The sequence below is a fragment of the Chitinimonas sp. genome (genome assembly GCF_036568685.1).
Lineage (GTDB): Bacteria > Pseudomonadota > Gammaproteobacteria > Burkholderiales > Chitinimonadaceae > Chitinimonas.
Map to the genome: position 1 here is coordinate 12,081 of NZ_DATCSC010000093.1, position 15,215 is coordinate 27,295.

Genomic DNA, 15,215 nt, shown 5'->3' on the forward strand with positions numbered 1-15,215 from the left:
CTTCCATCTCACTGCCCACCACCGTGATGCCGCTAACGTCTTCCTCACGTCAACTGGAAACGGAGCAGCAGCCATGATGCGCTCCATCCTCGCCATCAGCATCGGTGCCGCCCTTGGGGCTGTTCTGCGCTGGGTATTGAGCATCAACTTCAATGCGCTCTACCCGGCCATTCCGCCAGGGACCTGGCTGGCCAATATGATAGGCGGCTACCTGATCGGCATCTCGCTGGGCTACTTCGGCAGCCACGCGGGCCTTGCGCCGGAATGGCGGCTGTTTGTGGTCACCGGCTTTCTGGGCGGGCTCACCACCTTCTCGACCTTCTCGGCCGAAGTAGTCACCCTGATCCAGCAGCAACGCATCCTGCCAGCTTTGGCCGCCATCTCGGTACACGTGGTCGGTTCCCTGATCATGACCGGGCTGGGGCTCTGGACCGTCTCCGCCCTCAAGAGCCAGTAAGCGACGCCAGGGCTTGCGCCGGGCCAGCCAACCGTATGCTGCCATCTTCTGGCAGCATACGGATTCCATCCTTTGGAGTCTGGCCATGTCCCGCGCCGAACGCCTGCTGGCCCTGATGCAATGCCTACGCCGCCACCGCTACCCTGTCAGCGGCGCTTCGCTCGCGAGCGAGTTGGGCGTGAGCCTGCGTACCCTTTACCGCGATATCGCCTCCCTGCAGGCGCAGGGTGCCCGCATAGACGGCGAGCCCGGCGTGGGCTATGTGCTACGGCCGGGGTTTCTACTGCCGCCCATGATGTTCTCAGAGGAAGAGATAGAGGCACTGGTGCTCGGTTCCCGCTGGGTAGCCCGACGTACCGACGACAGGCTGGCCCTGGCGGCACGCAATGCGCTGGCCAAGATCGCCGCGGTACTGCCGCCGGAGCTGCGGCAGGAAATAGACAGTACGGCCCTGCTGGTAGGCCCGGGCGAGGCCGAAGCGGCCGGCGACCGGGAGCTCGGCACCATCAGGCAAGCAATACGCAGCGAGCACAAGCTGCACATCCACTACCAGGATCTCTCGGGCAGGGACAGCAAGCGCACCATCTGGCCCGTTGCGCTGGGCTTCTTCGACAAGGTGCGCATCCTGATCGCCTGGTGCGAGACGCGCGAGGCGCTACGCCACTTCCGTACCGACCGCATCATGGCGCTCACCGCATTGGACGAGCGCTACCCCCAGCGCCGACATGGCCTGCTCAAACTCTGGCGAGAGCAGGAAGGGGTGCGCGACCCCTTGCGATAAAACACTACTGACAGAAATTGTCAGCAGCACCAAATACGATCCGTTTCATCCGATACCGGATCAACCTAAAGGAGCTGCTGCCATGACCCAAGCCAACTACGTTCTGCTGTACGTTGACAACACGACCGAGAGCGCCGCCTTCTATACGCGCCTGCTCGATCTTCAGCCGGTCGAAACCGCACCCACCTTTGCCCTCTTTGTGCAGCCCAATGGCCTCAAGCTTGGGCTCTGGTCCCGCCACACCGCCCTGCCTACGCCCACCACGGCCGGTGGCGGCGGCGAGATCGGTTTTCACGTCGAGAGCCGGGATGAAGTGGCGCGCCTCCATGCACACTGGCAGGCACTGGGCCTGACCATACTGCAGGCACCGACCGAGATGGACTTTGGCTACACCTTCGTCGCGCTGGACCCGGACCAGCACCGGCTGCGCGTCTTTGCCCTGTCTATCTAAGGAGACCGCCATGGACACGCGCTACTGGATCGCCGTTGCCTCTGCCGAGCATGTAGCGCGTGGCAAGGCGGGCGGCTTTATGCAGGTGTGCCACGGCAAGGTGGGGCCGCTACGCCGCCTGCAGCCGGGTGACCAGGTGGTGTACTACTCGCCGACCGGTCACTTCGGCGGCAAGGACAGGCTACAGGCCTTTACCGCCATCGGCACTGTCGAGGCGAGTGAGCCCTACCCTTACCCGATGACGGAAGACTTCTGCCCATACAGGCGGGATATCGCCTGGCAGCCAGGCGAGACCGCGAGCATCCTGCCGCTGCTGGATCAGCTCTCGTTCTCGCGCGGGCAGCACAACTGGGGCTACGCACTGCGCTTTGGGCTCGTGCAGATCACGGCCGAGGACATGGCATTGATTGCCGCAGCCATGGGCCTTGGGGTGACAGCCCCCTAGGACTCAAGTGGCCTTGCGGTAAAGGCCACCAATTTGGTTATCGAGGACCTTGCGGTCCTTGGAGACCTTCATGGACAGTAGCTTGTCCTTGCCACGCACCGGGCAGGTCAGCACCACCGCCTTGGCATCCGGCACATAGGTGCAACGCACATAGACGGCCTTGCCGTCGCGCAGATTGACCGTGCCGTCGGCCTGGAAGTCCATATAGTCCTCCTCCACCTTGCTGCTGCCCTTGTCCTCGAACATCTTCCAGGTGCCGACCAGCCAGGCATTGCTTTCGGCAGCCAAGGCAAAGACCGGGGTGGTAAACAGTGCAGCGGCCAGCAGGGTACAGGCCAACTTCATGCTGCTTCCTTCCATTAAGGGTCGTGAGACTGCGGTCTGGCGCAAGGTGGTGCGCAAAGCCAGTAGCGGCAGCAGCTACTTCAGGCACCAGACATGATAGACACCATCCTTGAGTACCGAGCCTTCGACTTCCTTCTCGAAACCCGGGAAGCGCTGCCCCCACTCCTGCATGGCGCGCATATAACTAAGCCAGGGCTCGCTTTGGCTGCCAAAGCTCTCGCCAGGCATGACGATGGGAATACCGGGAGGATAAGGAATCACGCCAACCGCCGAGATCCGGCCGGCCAGCCGATCCAGCGGCAGCAGCTCGGCCTCACCCGCCATCAATTTCTGGAAGGCGGTGCGCGGCAGCGTCTTGGGCTCGGGCAACTCCCCAAAAGCCTCGGCCTGCCAACGATCCATATGGTTGGCCTTCATGGTGGCGAACATCTGTTCCGCCAGATCACGCAGGCCCAGCTTGCCGTATTGGACAGGCGCGGCCGCCACCAGATCGGGCAGTGCCTGGGTCAGCGGCGCATTGCGGTCATACTGGCGCTTGAACTCCAGCAGCACATTGATCAGGGTGGCCCATTTACCCTTGGTGATGCCCATGGAGAAGAGGCAGAGCACCATGAAGTCGGTGGTGCGCGAGGGGATAACGCCATGCCGGTACAAGAAGGCCGACAACACGGCAGCCGGCACACCGGTTTCCTGTAACTGACCATCTTCGCCCATGCCGGGGCAGACGATGCCAGCCTTGATCGGATCGAGCAGGCACCACCCAGGTTCGATATCGCCAAAGCCGTGCCAGGCCTCACCGGGCTTGAGTACCCAGCAGTCCGGGTCGGTCGCCAATAGTTCACGCGGTGCATCGGCAAAGGCAACCCGGCTGCCGCTGGCCGGGTCGAGCACCTCGGGGGCATTCCAGGGCGAGAAGAACCACTCTCCCCGGCTGGCAAAGTCGCGATGGGCGCGCGCCAGCGCCTGGCGGAAGTCCACCGCCTCGGCGATCACCTCCTGCGTCAGTGTCTCGCCGCGCGGGCCGTCCATCATCGCCGCACCGACCTCGTTGGAGGCGATGATGGCATACAGCGGCGAGGTGGAAGCCTGCAGCATGTAGCACTCATTGAAGCGGCTGTGCTCGATGGCATCACGACCATCCCGCACATGGATATAGGAAGCCTGCGACAAGGCTGCCAAGAGCTTGTGGGTGGACTGGGTGGAGAACACCGTTGGGCCACCCGCAGGATGGTCGGCCGGGTCGCCGCGCATGGCGTAGCGCTTCTCGTACATGGTGTTGAAGCGGGCGTAACCGTACCAGGCCTCGTCGAAGTGGATCAGATCCACGCTGGCATCCAGCAGGTTCTGCGCCCGCTCCGCGTCGATGCACATGCCATCGTAGGTACAGTTGGTCACCACGGCATAGACCGGCTTGTCGCTGATGGCGTGGGCACGCAAGGGGTGACTGGCAATCTTGTCGCGGATGGTGGCGGCATCGAACTGCACAGGCGGAATGGGACCGATGATGCCGTAGCGGTTGCGCGTGGGGATGAAGAACACCGGCACCCCACCGGTCATCACCAGGCCCTGCTCGATGGATTTGTGGCAGTTGCGGTCACAGAGGGCGAACTCGCCGTCGCCCACGGCAGCCGCCATGACGGTGCGGTTGGAACCTGAAGTGCCATTGAGCACCGAGTAGCTGCGATGGGCGCCGAAAACCTGGGCGGCATAACGCTCCGCCTCGCCGATGGGACCGCTATGGTCCAACAGGGAGCCGAGCGAGGCCCGCTCGATACCCGAGTCCACCCGGAACAGGTTCTCACCGAAGAAATCGAAGAACTCCCGCCCCACGGCGGTCTTGGTGAAGGCGATGCCCCCCTGGTGCCCCGGCGCCGCCCAGGAGTATTCGCGGGTATTGCGGGCATAGTCGATCATGGCCTTGGTGAAGGGTGGCATCAGTTCGTCGAGGTAACGCCGCATGGCCACCTCGGCCCGACCACCGACAAAGGAGGCGGTATCCTCCTGCATCCAGACAAACTCGTTGGCCAGCTCCATGGCCTCGACCGTGAGTGAGTGTTGGGCGGCATGCTCGGCCATCAGAAAGACCGGCACGCGGGCATTGCGCCGGCGTATCTCGCGCAAGAGGCCCATGGCCTGCTCATGCGAGGCACGGTTGTTGTCACCCAGCGTCCAATCCAGAAAGATGCAGTGGATGGCAGCATCCGACACCACGGCGGCATAGCCATCGTCGAAGGTGGCCGCCTGGATCACGTCGTAGCCGCGCTCATTGAGCTCGACCAGAAGGTCGCGGATCGCCCGGCAGTCGGTGGTGGAACCGGTCGCGACATCGTCGTCGACGATCAGCACCTTGCGCTTCAGGGATTTGTTGCTGCGCTCCAGCATGGCCGGGCTCTCCTACTTGTTCGCCGCCGGCAGCGGAAAGGCGGCCTGGTGGGTACGGTTGTAATTGATGGCGTAGAGCACGGCCGTGGCCAGCACCATGGCAAAGGACCACATGACCTGGACCGGGTCAGAGCCGACGATGGCCCATAGCGAATAGCCAAAGGCCACTACCGTGATGAAGTGGTAGAGCCGCCGCTGCGAACCCAGGTGGCCGTGGCCCATCAAGAGCAGCGCGGCGCAGGTGTAGATATAGGGCACCAGGGTGAAGATGACGGTGACCGAAGAGACAACGCCGAACTGCTTGCTGGCATTGGGCGAGATGGTGGTGAGTTGGAAGGCCGTCATCAGCAGGCCCACGATGATCAAGCCGGCGACAGGCGTACCGCGCTTGTCGGCCTTGGCAAAGATGGGTGGGAAGAGGCCATCGTCGGCCGCCGCCTTGGCCGTCTGCCCTGCCACCAGCGTCCAGCCACCCAGCGAGCCCAGGCAACCCGCGGCGGCGCAGAACACGACAATGGCACCGCCTACATCACCCAGCGCCAGTCGGGCTGCATCGCCAAAGGGCGAGGCGGAGACCCTGAGTTCCGCGTTGGGAATCATGCCCATGATGGCGGTAGTGGAAAGTACATAGGAGACCGCCGCGATCAGCACTCCGCCGACGGTGGCGATGGGCACGTTGCGCTTGGGGTTCTCAACCACGGCGGCAGCGACCGAGGCGGTCTCCACCCCGATGAAGGCCCATAGCGTGACATTGAGCGTGCTCTGCACTGCACCGAAGTCGCTCAGGCCGCTGACATTCCAGGCGGCCAGATAGGTGTCGCCATGGAACCAGAACCAGCCAAACAACGCCACCCCGAGTATGGGTATCAGCGCCAGTACGGTGGCTACCGACTGTACCCGGGTGATCATGCGCGGACCGAGGATGTTGAGAAAGACGAACAGCCACAGGGTGGCAATACAGGCAATGGTCAAGGGCAGCGGCTGCTTGAGGATGGGGAAGAAGTAAGCCAGGTAGCCTACCCCGACCACCACCATGGCGATATTGCCTATCCAGGCCGACAGCCAGTAGATGAGATTGGTCTGGTAGCCGGCAAAGGGGCCGAAGGCGCGCCGGGCGTAGGCGTAGGAGCCACCAGGGCTGGGGTCGATGGCGGATATCTTGGCGTAGACCAGGGACAGCGCCACCGCGCCGGTGATGGTGACCAGCCAACCGTAGATGGCAATGCCACCGGTGGCCGCCAGATTGGCAGGCAACATGAAGACGCCGGACCCCATGATATTGCCTGCCACCATCAACATGACCGGCAAGAGGCCGACCTTGTGTTCCTCCGCTGCACTCATAGCACGCTTCCCTCTTGTTATGCCCACGGGACGGACGCCCAGGGTTTGTTGATGCCTTGTGCTTCAGCTACCTGCCAGGCGCTCCTGCCAGGCCTGGGCCGGCTGCGGGCGGCTGAAAAGATAGCCCTGCAGGATGCGGCAACCGAGCTCTTGCAGGCAGTGGGCCTGCTCCTGGGTCTCCACCCCTTCCGCCACCAGCTCCATGCCCAGCGCCTGGCCCAGTGCGATGATGGTCTTGATGATGGTGAGGTCGTTGGAATCCTCGAACATGTCACGTACAAAAGATTGATCGATCTTGAGCGTGTCGAGCGGGAAACGCTTGAGATAGGCCAGGCTGGAGTAGCCGGTACCAAAGTCATCGATTGAAATCGAGACGCCCAGTTCCTTCAGCGCCGCCAGCGTTTCGCGTGCCTTGTCGGCGTCGCGCATCAGCGTGCCTTCGGTGATCTCCAGCTCCAGCAGATGCGGTGGCAGACCGCTCTCAGCCAGGGTATTGGCTACCAGATCCGGCAGGTTGCCGGCCGCAAACTGGGCCGCAGCGATATTCACCGAAGTCTTCAGCGTGTGCCCGGCTGCATGCCAGCTGGCGGCTTGCCGGCAGGCCGCCTGCAACACCATCTTACCCAGAGGTACGATCAGCCCTGTCTCCTCGGCCAGCGGGATGAACTGGGCCGGTGAGACCAGTTTGCCCTCGTCGTTGTACATCCGCACCAGTGCCTCCATACCCACCAGCGCACCATCGATAGCTCTGACCTTGCCCTGGTAGAAAACATCAAAGCGCCGCTCTTCCAGTGCCTTGCGCAAGTGCTGGTCGAGGAGGTGGCGGCTTTGCACCATGTCCTCCAGCTCGGCCGAAAAAAAGCAGTAACGGTTGCGCCCTTCCTGCTTGGCACGGTACATGGCCACGTCCGCGTGCCGCATCAGGGTCTCCTGGTCGCGGCTGTCATCGGGATAGACGCTGATACCCAGGCTCAAACCGAGGTTGAAACGGCTGCCCTCCACGTCAAAGGGTTCGTCCATGGTCTGCAGCAGCCGGCTGGCGGTCACCCCGGCATCGTCGATCACACCCAGATCCGGCATCAGCACAGCGAATTCATCGCCGCCCAGGCGGCTCAGGGTATCGGTCGCACGCAGCACACCCTTGAAGCGCAGCGCCACCTGCTGCAGCAAATCGTCTCCGGCTGCATGGCCTATGGATTCGTTGATGAACTTGAAGTGGTCCAGGTCGAGCAGCAACAAGGCCACATGGCTACGGCTCCAGTCGGCCACCTGGAAGGCCTGGGCAATACGGTCCTGCAGCAGTACGCGATTGGGCAAATCGGTCAACGGGTCATGGTGAGCCAGATGGCTCATCTTTACCGCCAGCGCACGCGATGCGCTGGCGTCGCGGAACACCGTGATCGCACCGCTGACTTCCCCGAGATGGTTGCGGATAGGGGCGGCCGAATTCTCCACGGCATACTCGCGACCGGATTGCGTCAAGAGGTTGCTGTTGAGGGCCAGGCCAACGATACGCTCCTCCTTCAGCGCCAAAGTCACCGGGTTGCGCAGCACCGATTGGGTACCCGCGTCACGCAGGCGCATGACCTGCTCGATCGGCATGCCCACTGCGTCGCGGGCACGCCAGCCTGTCATCTGCTCGGCGATCGGGTTCATGAAGGTAACCACGGCTTCGATATCGGTTGCAATCACCGCATCGCCGATGGAGTTCAGCGTCACCCGCATGCGCTCCTTTTCGTCGCTGAGCGCGATCTCGGCCAGCTTGCGATCGCTGATATCGGTCATCAGGGTCAGAAAACCCCGTTCCTCGCCTTCTCGACCATGGGGTACCAGCGATACCTGCGCAAAACTCGGCCTACCGGCCCGCAGGGGCAATACCAGTTCAAGTGTGCTTTCATCACCGAGCAGCGCCGCCTGTACCCTTTCTTCTATCTGCCTGAAGACCGCACTGCCGACTACGTCGGACAGGCCCATCCCTACCATGCTGGCGGCAGGAGTACCAAACCAGTAGCCTTCTTCGTCATTGCAGAAACGGTTGGTCAAATCCCCCCCCCAATAGGCGACGAAGGCTGGCAGATGGTCCACCAGTTCACGCAGATCTTGCTGCGCCTTGGCCAATGCGTCGCGCTGGCGCTTGAGAGTGAGTTGGTTCTGCACCCGTAACCGGCAGACAGTACGGTTGATGGGCTTGGAAAGGAAATCGCTACCACCCACAGCCAGCGATTGCGATTCATGCGCATCGCCTTCATGTGCGGTGACAAAGATCACCGAGCAATCCTGCGTGGCGGGCTGGGATTTCAGCGAGCGGAAGACCTCGTAACCGTCCATGCCCGGCATTTCGATATCCAGCAACACCAAGTCCGGCCGGGCACTGCGGGCCACCTGCAGCGCATCCTCGCCATTGGTGGCAAAGAGCAGTTCGCCGGTTCCTTCCAGCATGCTGCCCATGAGCTTGATGTTGGCGACCACGTCATCGACGATCAGGATGACCGGCCGCCGTGATTCCGGAAGATTCACAAACACGTTTTTCCTCGCTCCTGTTCGGCTCCGGCCCACCTTGGCGGGGACTTTGCCGGTTTCTATCGAGCTTGGTACCGCCGCGCGCCTACCCGGTGCACAACGCCCCTCCTTGTTTGATAGCACGCGCCATCCGATACCCAAGGAAAATAATCTTGCGCTGCAACATCCGAATCCCTTGGGTTTGCGCCACCTCCGTCATGGTCTACCGTGTGTAGGATAGGACCGACGGATTACGCAATCTGGCGCGTCCCCAGAAAGCCCGCCATCGATGGCGGGCACACAGCACTCGCGCAGTGCGGAGGCAGGAAACATGCAGATACAGGTGCAAGCACCCTCCTGGCTGCTCGGTGACGGCTGGCGCGGCTACCTGTTGTGCAGCCTGATCTATTTGCTGCTGGCGTTGTTCTGTATTGAACTCTCCCGCCAGCCAGGCAATATCGCCACGCTCTGGCTGGCCAATGCCTGGCTGACAGCCTGTTTGCTGAGCCAGCCAGCCCGCTGCTGGCCGGGTCTTCTGCTTGCTGCCGGCGCAGCCAATCTGGCAGCCAACCTGCTGCTGGGCGACTCGGCCGCGACCTCGCTGTCCTTTCTGCCCGCCAACTTGCTGGAGTCATTGTTCGCCGGCCTGGTCCTGGGGCGGGTCGGGGGATGGCGGGACTTCGACCGCTCACCCCGTGCCATGCTGCGGCTCCTGATCTTCGGTGGCCTACTGCCGCCCGCGCTGGGCGCCTGCCTGGGTGCCGCCACGTTGGCCTTCAACGGTGCAGCGAGCTTTGCCCTGGCCTGGCCCAGCTGGTTCGCCGGTTCCGCCATCGGCAGCTGCAGCTTTTTACCGCTGGGGCTCCTCCTGTTGCGTGACCGCGACGTTCTCGCTACGTTGCTCAGTACACCTTCGCTGCTGCTGACGGTGCTGACCGTGGTCATCGATGGTGCGGCCCTGCACTGGCTGCCCTACCCCTTTGTCTACGTCACCATCGCCATTACCCTGGCGGCCGCGCTACTCGGCACGGCCGGTGCCGTTCTACCGGTTTTGATTGGCACGGTCGCCTGCTCGGCCATCATTTCGGTGGGCTATTTCCAGCCTACCCAGGCCACTTCGGGCTGGCATAGCCTATCCGTCTACGTGCCATTTCTGCTGACCATCATCCCGCCTTTGCTGCTGGGTGCCATCACCCAACAGAGCCGGGACCGCGAGCGGGCGATGCTGCTCAGCGAGAACCAGTTCCGTGGCGCCTTCGAGACGGCGTCGCACGGTATTGCCCTGGTTTCGCTGGAGGGTCGCTGGCTGACGGTCAACCCCGCACTCTGCCAAATGCTGGGCTATAGCGAGGAGCATTTGCTGAAGACCGACTTCCAGGCGCTCACCCATCCCGACGATCTGCAGACTGACCTGGCCCAGGTAGAACGACTGTTGCGCGGTGAGTTGCAGACCTACCAGATGGAGAAGCGCTACTTCCACTGCGATGGCCATCTGGTCTGGGTACTGCTGAGCGTCTCGCTGGTTCGAGACGATGGGGGGCGGCCGGTACATTTCGTGTCACAGGTGCAAGACATCACCGACACTCGCCACAATGCCGACATCCTGACCCGGCTCAATGACCGGCTCTCGCATGAGGTAGCCCTCTCCGAGCAGCGGCGCAGCGAGATCGAAGCCATGTTCACACTGGCACCGGGCGCGCTGCTGGTCGTCAACGATGCCGGCCGCATCGTGCGCGCCAACGAGTCGGCGCACGAGATGTTCCAGTACGACCAGGGCACGTTGCACGGCGAGCTGATTGAGTCACTGATCCCGGAAAGCGAGCGCAGCAGCCATGTGGCGCAGCGCACGGCCTTTATTGCGCAGGAACACGCCCGGCCGCGCTTTATGAGCCCGAACCGTGATTTTGCCGCCCGCCGCCGTGACGGCAGCCAGTTCCCGGCCGAGGTGGCCATCGGCCCCATCCTGGTTGAGGGCCGGCGCGGCGCCATTGCCTTTGTGCTCGACGTCTCGGAGCGCCGTCGCCACCAGACCGCCCTGGAGGAAGCCCGTCGCGTGGCAGAGGCAGCGAGCCGAGCCAAGAGCGTGTTCGTCGCCAATATGAGCCACGAGATACGCACCCCCATGAACGCCATACTCGGCATGGTGCAGCTCTTGCAGCAAACCGAGCTGACCTACCGCCAGGCCGACTATGTCGAGAAGACCGACTCCGCCGCCCGTACCCTCTTGGGCATACTCGACGACATCCTCGACTTCTCCAAGATCGAGGCCGGCAAGCTGACACTCGACATCCATCCCTTCGACCTCGACAAGGTGCTGCGCAATATTGGGGTAATCCTCTCGGCCAGCGTGGGCAAGAAGGACCTGGAGATCCTGTTCGATGTCGACCCCAACGTACCCAGGCAACTCAGGGGAGATGCCCTGCGACTGCAGCAGGTGCTGATCAACCTTGGCGGCAACGCGATCAAGTTCACCGAGCAGGGCGAGGTGATACTCGCCATCCGCTTGCTGTCTGGCGAAGACGGTAGGCTGGCGGTGCACTTCAGCGTGCGCGACACCGGCATCGGCATCTCCGAAGAACAAGCCAGCCATATCTTCGAAGGCTTCAGCCAGGCAGAGGCCTCCACCACCCGCCGTTTTGGCGGCACAGGCCTGGGCCTCGCCATCAGCCAACGGCTGGTCAGCATGATGGGCGGCACGCTGGAGATGGAAAGTACTGCCGGCGAGGGCAGCTCGTTCTTTTTCACCCTGCCGTTGGAGAGCGTCGCAGACACACCCGTGATGCCGCCTGGCGGCGAGCTGCCCAGGGGCCTCAATGTGCTGGTGGTCGACGACAATGCCAGCGCCCGCGAAGTGATCGCCGGCATGGTGGGCGGACTGGGCTGGCAGGCACAGATGGCAACCAACGGCAGCCAGGCGCTGCAGCTGTTGACCGCCAGCGTCACCGAGGGCCGCCCCTTTGACGTGGTCTTCATAGACTGGCGCATGCCGGGCATGGACGGCTGGGAGACCAGCTTGCGTATACGTCAGCTCGATACCGCCGGCAGGCCGCCCTTGATCGTGATGGTGACCGTCTACGGCCGGGAGATGCTGGCGCAGAAGGTGATCGAGGAGCAAAGCCTGCTCGATGGCTTTCTGGTCAAGCCCATCACCACTTCCATGCTGATCGACGCGGTCAACGACGCCCGTGCCAGCATGGGCCGGCAACCGGAGCCGGTACGCCACCGGCCGGTCAACCAGCTGCGCTTGCGCGGTCTGCATCTGCTGGTGGTGGAGGACAATCTGACCAACCAGCAGGTTGCCCGTGAGCTGCTCAGCAATGAAGGCGCCGAGGTCGCAGTGGCTAGCGGTGGCCACGCTGCGATCGAGGCGATACAGGAAGCATCGCAACCTTTCGACGGCGTGCTGATGGACATCCAGATGCCAGACATGGATGGCTACGAGGCCACCCGTGTGATACGTAATCAGCTCGGCCTTACCACGCTGCCCATCATTGCGATGACCGCCAATGCCATGGCATCGGACCGTGAGGCCTGCCTTGCGGTCGGCATGAACGACCATGTGGGCAAGCCCTTCGACGTCAACCAACTGATCGTGGTACTGCTGCAGCACATAGCCCCCCAGGCGGCGGCGCCATCGGCGAGTACGGCACCCGGGAGCCAGTTCTCTTCTGCCCTGCTGCAGCAGGCCTACCAGGCCGGTATCGACGTCAAGACGGCCTTGGGGCGCTTTGGCACCCACCAGCACATCTATTGCAACGCCTTGCGCAACTACCTGATCGAGACAACCCAGCTAGCCGGACAGCTTGGTGAGCATGCCAGCCGGGAAGAGCTTGAGCCGCTGTGCCGGATACTGCATAGCCTAAAGGGATTGACCGCCACCATCGGCGCCGAGCAGCTGGCCAGCCGGATCAAGCGGCTGGAACAGGCGGTACGGGAGAGGCAACTGAGCAAACCGCTAGCGGAAGAGATCGCCAAGCTGCAAGAAGCCTTGCAGCAGATGCGACCGATGATCGAGGTGCTGGCCGCCCAGTGGGCAAGCCGGACTGCCCAGGCAGCCGCCCCGGAGCTGGACAACGAAGCCTTACGCAACGGCCTGCGCAAGCTGCTTCGCCAGCTTGAGGCTACCAGCCTGGAAGCACCAGAAAGCTTTGCCGCACTGCAGGCCGAGCTGGCACAGCGCTGGCCTGAGCAGCACGAGCGTCTGGCCCGGCACATAGGCCAACTCGACTTCAGACAGGCACTGCCCGTCTGCCTGCAGTTGCTGGATACCCTGGCAGAACAAGCCGCCTGACCGCCCGGCGGCCAGGTTGGGCGTAGCGGCGAAAGGGTAAACAAACCGGCCGGCTTTGGGTCTAAAGTGACCATAACACCAAGCAATTGCTTGATCGAAGCCCGAGCCATACAAGGAGGACGACGATGAAGACCGCACGGCAATTTCTCAAGGAAAAGCCTGACCCGGCGCTCTACGCGGTAACGCCCGGCGCCACGGTCTACCAAGCCCTGCAACTGATGGCCGAGGTCGACGTAGGGGCGGTGCTGGTGATGGAAGGCGAGGCCTTGGTCGGCCTGTTCTCGGAGCGGGACTATGCCCGCAAGATCGTGCTGGAGGGCAAATCCTCCGCCGGTACGCCGGTTGCCGACGTAATGACCCGTAAGGTCGCCTACGCCGCCCCCAGCCATACCCTTGAGCAATGCATGGCTCTGATGGCGGGCAACCGGGTACGCCACCTGCCGGTGATGGAGGACCACACCGTGCTGGGCGTGTTGTCGATCTCGGATCTCGTGAACGAGCAGGTGGCTGACCAGCGCTTTGTGATCAGCCAGCTTGAACACTACATCCACGACCTACGCTGAGCAGCGCCAAGCCGGATCAAAGCCTTCTTCGGCGCACTATGCGTACCACTTGGTACCCCAGACCCAAGGGCCGTGGGCGCGGCTGGTGGTGTACCTGCTTACAAGCCGAGCTCACTCAAGCCTGGGTGGTCGTCCGGGCGGCGGCCCAGTGGCCAGAAGAACTTGCGCTCGCTCTCCTTGATCGGCACGTCGTTGATGCTGGCGTGGCGCACGCGCATCAAGCCCTGTTCATCAAACTCCCAGTTCTCGTTACCGTAAGAGCGGTACCAGTTACCGGCGTCGTCATGCCATTCGTAGGCAAAGCGCACAGCGATACGATTGCCGTCATAAGCCCACACTTCCTTGATCAGGCGGTAATCCAGTTCGCGCGCCCACTTGCGCTGCAAAAGGCCGACGATGGCCTCGCGGCCGGTGATGAACTCGGCACGGTTACGCCAGCGGCTGTCCGGTGTGTAAGCCAGTGATACGCGTTCTGGATCGCGGCTATTCCAGGCATCCTCGGCCAGGCGGGCTTTCTGGGCGGCGGTTTCCGGGTTGAAGGGAGGGAACGGGGGGCGGGCTTGGCTCATGGCGGGCTCCTACAGGTGGGGGGATCAGACATCCGGCTCACCGCGCAGCAGTGGGTCAGAACATGGCTTGCATTGTGGACGCCACGCCAGACACCTGGAATCCGCTCCAAAAGTAATTCAGTATTCCGTCTTGGGAAACAATAAGGGGAGTGCGGGAGATGGACCGGATGCACTTGATGCAGGTGCTGGTCGCCGTGGTGGACAACGGTGGCTTCGCCGCTGCGGCACGCAAGCTCTCTTCTTCACCGCCAGCGGTCACCCGCGCGGTGGCGGAGCTGGAGGCTCGGCTGGGGGTCCGACTCTTGACCCGTACCACGCGCACTGTGCGGGTAACCGAGATCGGCGCCCGCTATGTGGAGGACTGCCGCCGCATCCTCGCTGCAGCCGAGGAGGCCGACGAAGCGGCTGCCGGCCTGCATGGCGCTCCCCGCGGCCGCTTGACCGTCACCGCACCGGTATTGTTCGGCCGCCTGCACGTGACCAGCATCGTCACCGACTACCTGAGCCTCTACCCCGAAACCAGCGTCAACTGCTGGTTTATCGACCGTGTGGTGCAACTGGTGGAAGAAGGCATCGATGCCGCCATCCGCATCGGCGCCCTGCCCGACTCCTCCTTGCAGGCCATCCCGGTTGGCAGCGTGCGCCGCGTGGTCTGCGCTGCGCCCGGCTACCTGGCCCAGCATGGCACACCCACGCGGCCGGAAGACTTGCACCAGCACACGCTGATCTTTGCCGGTGGCGTTTCACCCCACCCCGAATGGCGCTTTCAGCGCGACGGCCAGCTACGTACCTTCAAGTTCGCGCCGCGTTTGACCACCACCACCAACGATGCGGCCCTGGTCGCTGCCCAGACCGGCTTTGGCCTGACCAGCCTGCTCTCCTACCAGGTGGCGGAACAATTGCAACGTGGCGAGCTGGTGCGGGTGCTGGCCGACTTCGAGCCCGAGCCCATCCCGGTCCACGTGGTACACCGTGAGGGCCGGCACGCTGTGCGCAAGGTGCGCAGCTTTCTCGACCTGGCCGTAGACCGGCTGCGGGCCAACCCGGCGTTGCATTGAGCAACTGCCGCCAGGCCCCCATTACGCTGCCGT

At 63.1% G+C, this 15,215-nt stretch carries 12 protein-coding genes; 7 read left to right on the forward strand and 5 right to left on the reverse strand.

The window, feature by feature from the left end; genetic code table 11:
• Nucleotides 1-73: 73 nt before the first annotated feature.
• From crcB to VIM95_RS13685, 4 genes are all read left to right on the forward strand, one after another.
• Nucleotides 74-457, forward strand: a complete 384-nt coding sequence (gene crcB, locus VIM95_RS13670) for a fluoride efflux transporter CrcB (RefSeq protein WP_331986542.1) — start codon at nucleotides 74-76, stop codon at nucleotides 455-457.
• Between the two features lie 85 nt (nucleotides 458-542).
• Nucleotides 543-1,238 (forward strand): YafY family protein, encoded by a 696-nt coding sequence (locus VIM95_RS13675; protein ID WP_331986544.1) that lies wholly within the window; start codon nucleotides 543-545, stop codon nucleotides 1,236-1,238.
• A gap of 82 nt (nucleotides 1,239-1,320) precedes the next feature.
• Nucleotides 1,321-1,689 carry a VOC family protein gene (locus VIM95_RS13680; protein ID WP_331986546.1) on the forward strand — a complete coding sequence of 123 codons (369 nt, stop codon included), beginning with the start codon at nucleotides 1,321-1,323 and terminating at the stop codon, nucleotides 1,687-1,689.
• A gap of 10 nt (nucleotides 1,690-1,699) precedes the next feature.
• On the forward strand, nucleotides 1,700-2,134 hold the full coding sequence (locus tag VIM95_RS13685) for an EVE domain-containing protein (protein WP_331986548.1): 435 nt from the start codon (nucleotides 1,700-1,702) through the stop codon (nucleotides 2,132-2,134).
• 3 nt (nucleotides 2,135-2,137) lie between these two features.
• On the opposite strand, the gene VIM95_RS13690 is transcribed toward VIM95_RS13685, so the two are convergent.
• The 4 genes from VIM95_RS13690 to VIM95_RS13705 all read right to left on the reverse strand — a co-directional run bounded on the left by VIM95_RS13690 (nucleotide 2,138) and on the right by VIM95_RS13705 (nucleotide 8,725).
• A complete protein-coding gene (locus tag VIM95_RS13690; protein WP_331986550.1) occupies nucleotides 2,138-2,479 on the reverse strand; it encodes a hypothetical protein in 342 nt (113 codons plus the stop codon).
• A gap of 75 nt (nucleotides 2,480-2,554) precedes the next feature.
• Nucleotides 2,555-4,861, reverse strand: a complete 2,307-nt coding sequence (locus VIM95_RS13695) for an Orn/Lys/Arg decarboxylase N-terminal domain-containing protein (RefSeq protein WP_331986552.1) — start codon at nucleotides 4,859-4,861, stop codon at nucleotides 2,555-2,557.
• Between the two features lie 12 nt (nucleotides 4,862-4,873).
• Nucleotides 4,874-6,202 (reverse strand): arginine/agmatine antiporter, encoded by a 1,329-nt coding sequence (adiC, locus tag VIM95_RS13700; protein WP_331986554.1) that lies wholly within the window; start codon nucleotides 6,200-6,202, stop codon nucleotides 4,874-4,876.
• A 63-nt stretch (nucleotides 6,203-6,265) separates the two neighbouring features.
• Nucleotides 6,266-8,725 carry a two-component system response regulator gene (locus VIM95_RS13705; RefSeq protein WP_331986556.1) on the reverse strand — a complete coding sequence of 820 codons (2,460 nt, stop codon included), beginning with the start codon at nucleotides 8,723-8,725 and terminating at the stop codon, nucleotides 6,266-6,268.
• A gap of 319 nt (nucleotides 8,726-9,044) precedes the next feature.
• On the opposite strand from VIM95_RS13705, the gene VIM95_RS13710 reads away from it, so the two are divergent.
• Nucleotides 9,045-12,992 carry a response regulator gene (locus tag VIM95_RS13710; RefSeq protein ID WP_331986558.1) on the forward strand — a complete coding sequence of 1,316 codons (3,948 nt, stop codon included), beginning with the start codon at nucleotides 9,045-9,047 and terminating at the stop codon, nucleotides 12,990-12,992.
• 125 nt (nucleotides 12,993-13,117) lie between these two features.
• A complete protein-coding gene (locus tag VIM95_RS13715) occupies nucleotides 13,118-13,555 on the forward strand; it encodes a CBS domain-containing protein (RefSeq protein WP_331986560.1) in 438 nt (145 codons plus the stop codon).
• A gap of 98 nt (nucleotides 13,556-13,653) precedes the next feature.
• Here VIM95_RS13715 and VIM95_RS13720 read toward each other — a convergent pair whose 3' ends face one another.
• Nucleotides 13,654-14,124 (reverse strand): nuclear transport factor 2 family protein, encoded by a 471-nt coding sequence (locus VIM95_RS13720; protein WP_331986562.1) that lies wholly within the window; start codon nucleotides 14,122-14,124, stop codon nucleotides 13,654-13,656.
• Nucleotides 14,125-14,282: 158 nt separating this feature from the next.
• Here VIM95_RS13720 and VIM95_RS13725 point away from each other — a divergent pair, with 158 nt between their 5' ends.
• Entirely contained in the window at nucleotides 14,283-15,182 is a 900-nt protein-coding gene (locus VIM95_RS13725) for a LysR family transcriptional regulator (protein ID WP_331986564.1), read from the forward strand.
• Nucleotides 15,183-15,215: the final 33 nt, after the last annotated feature.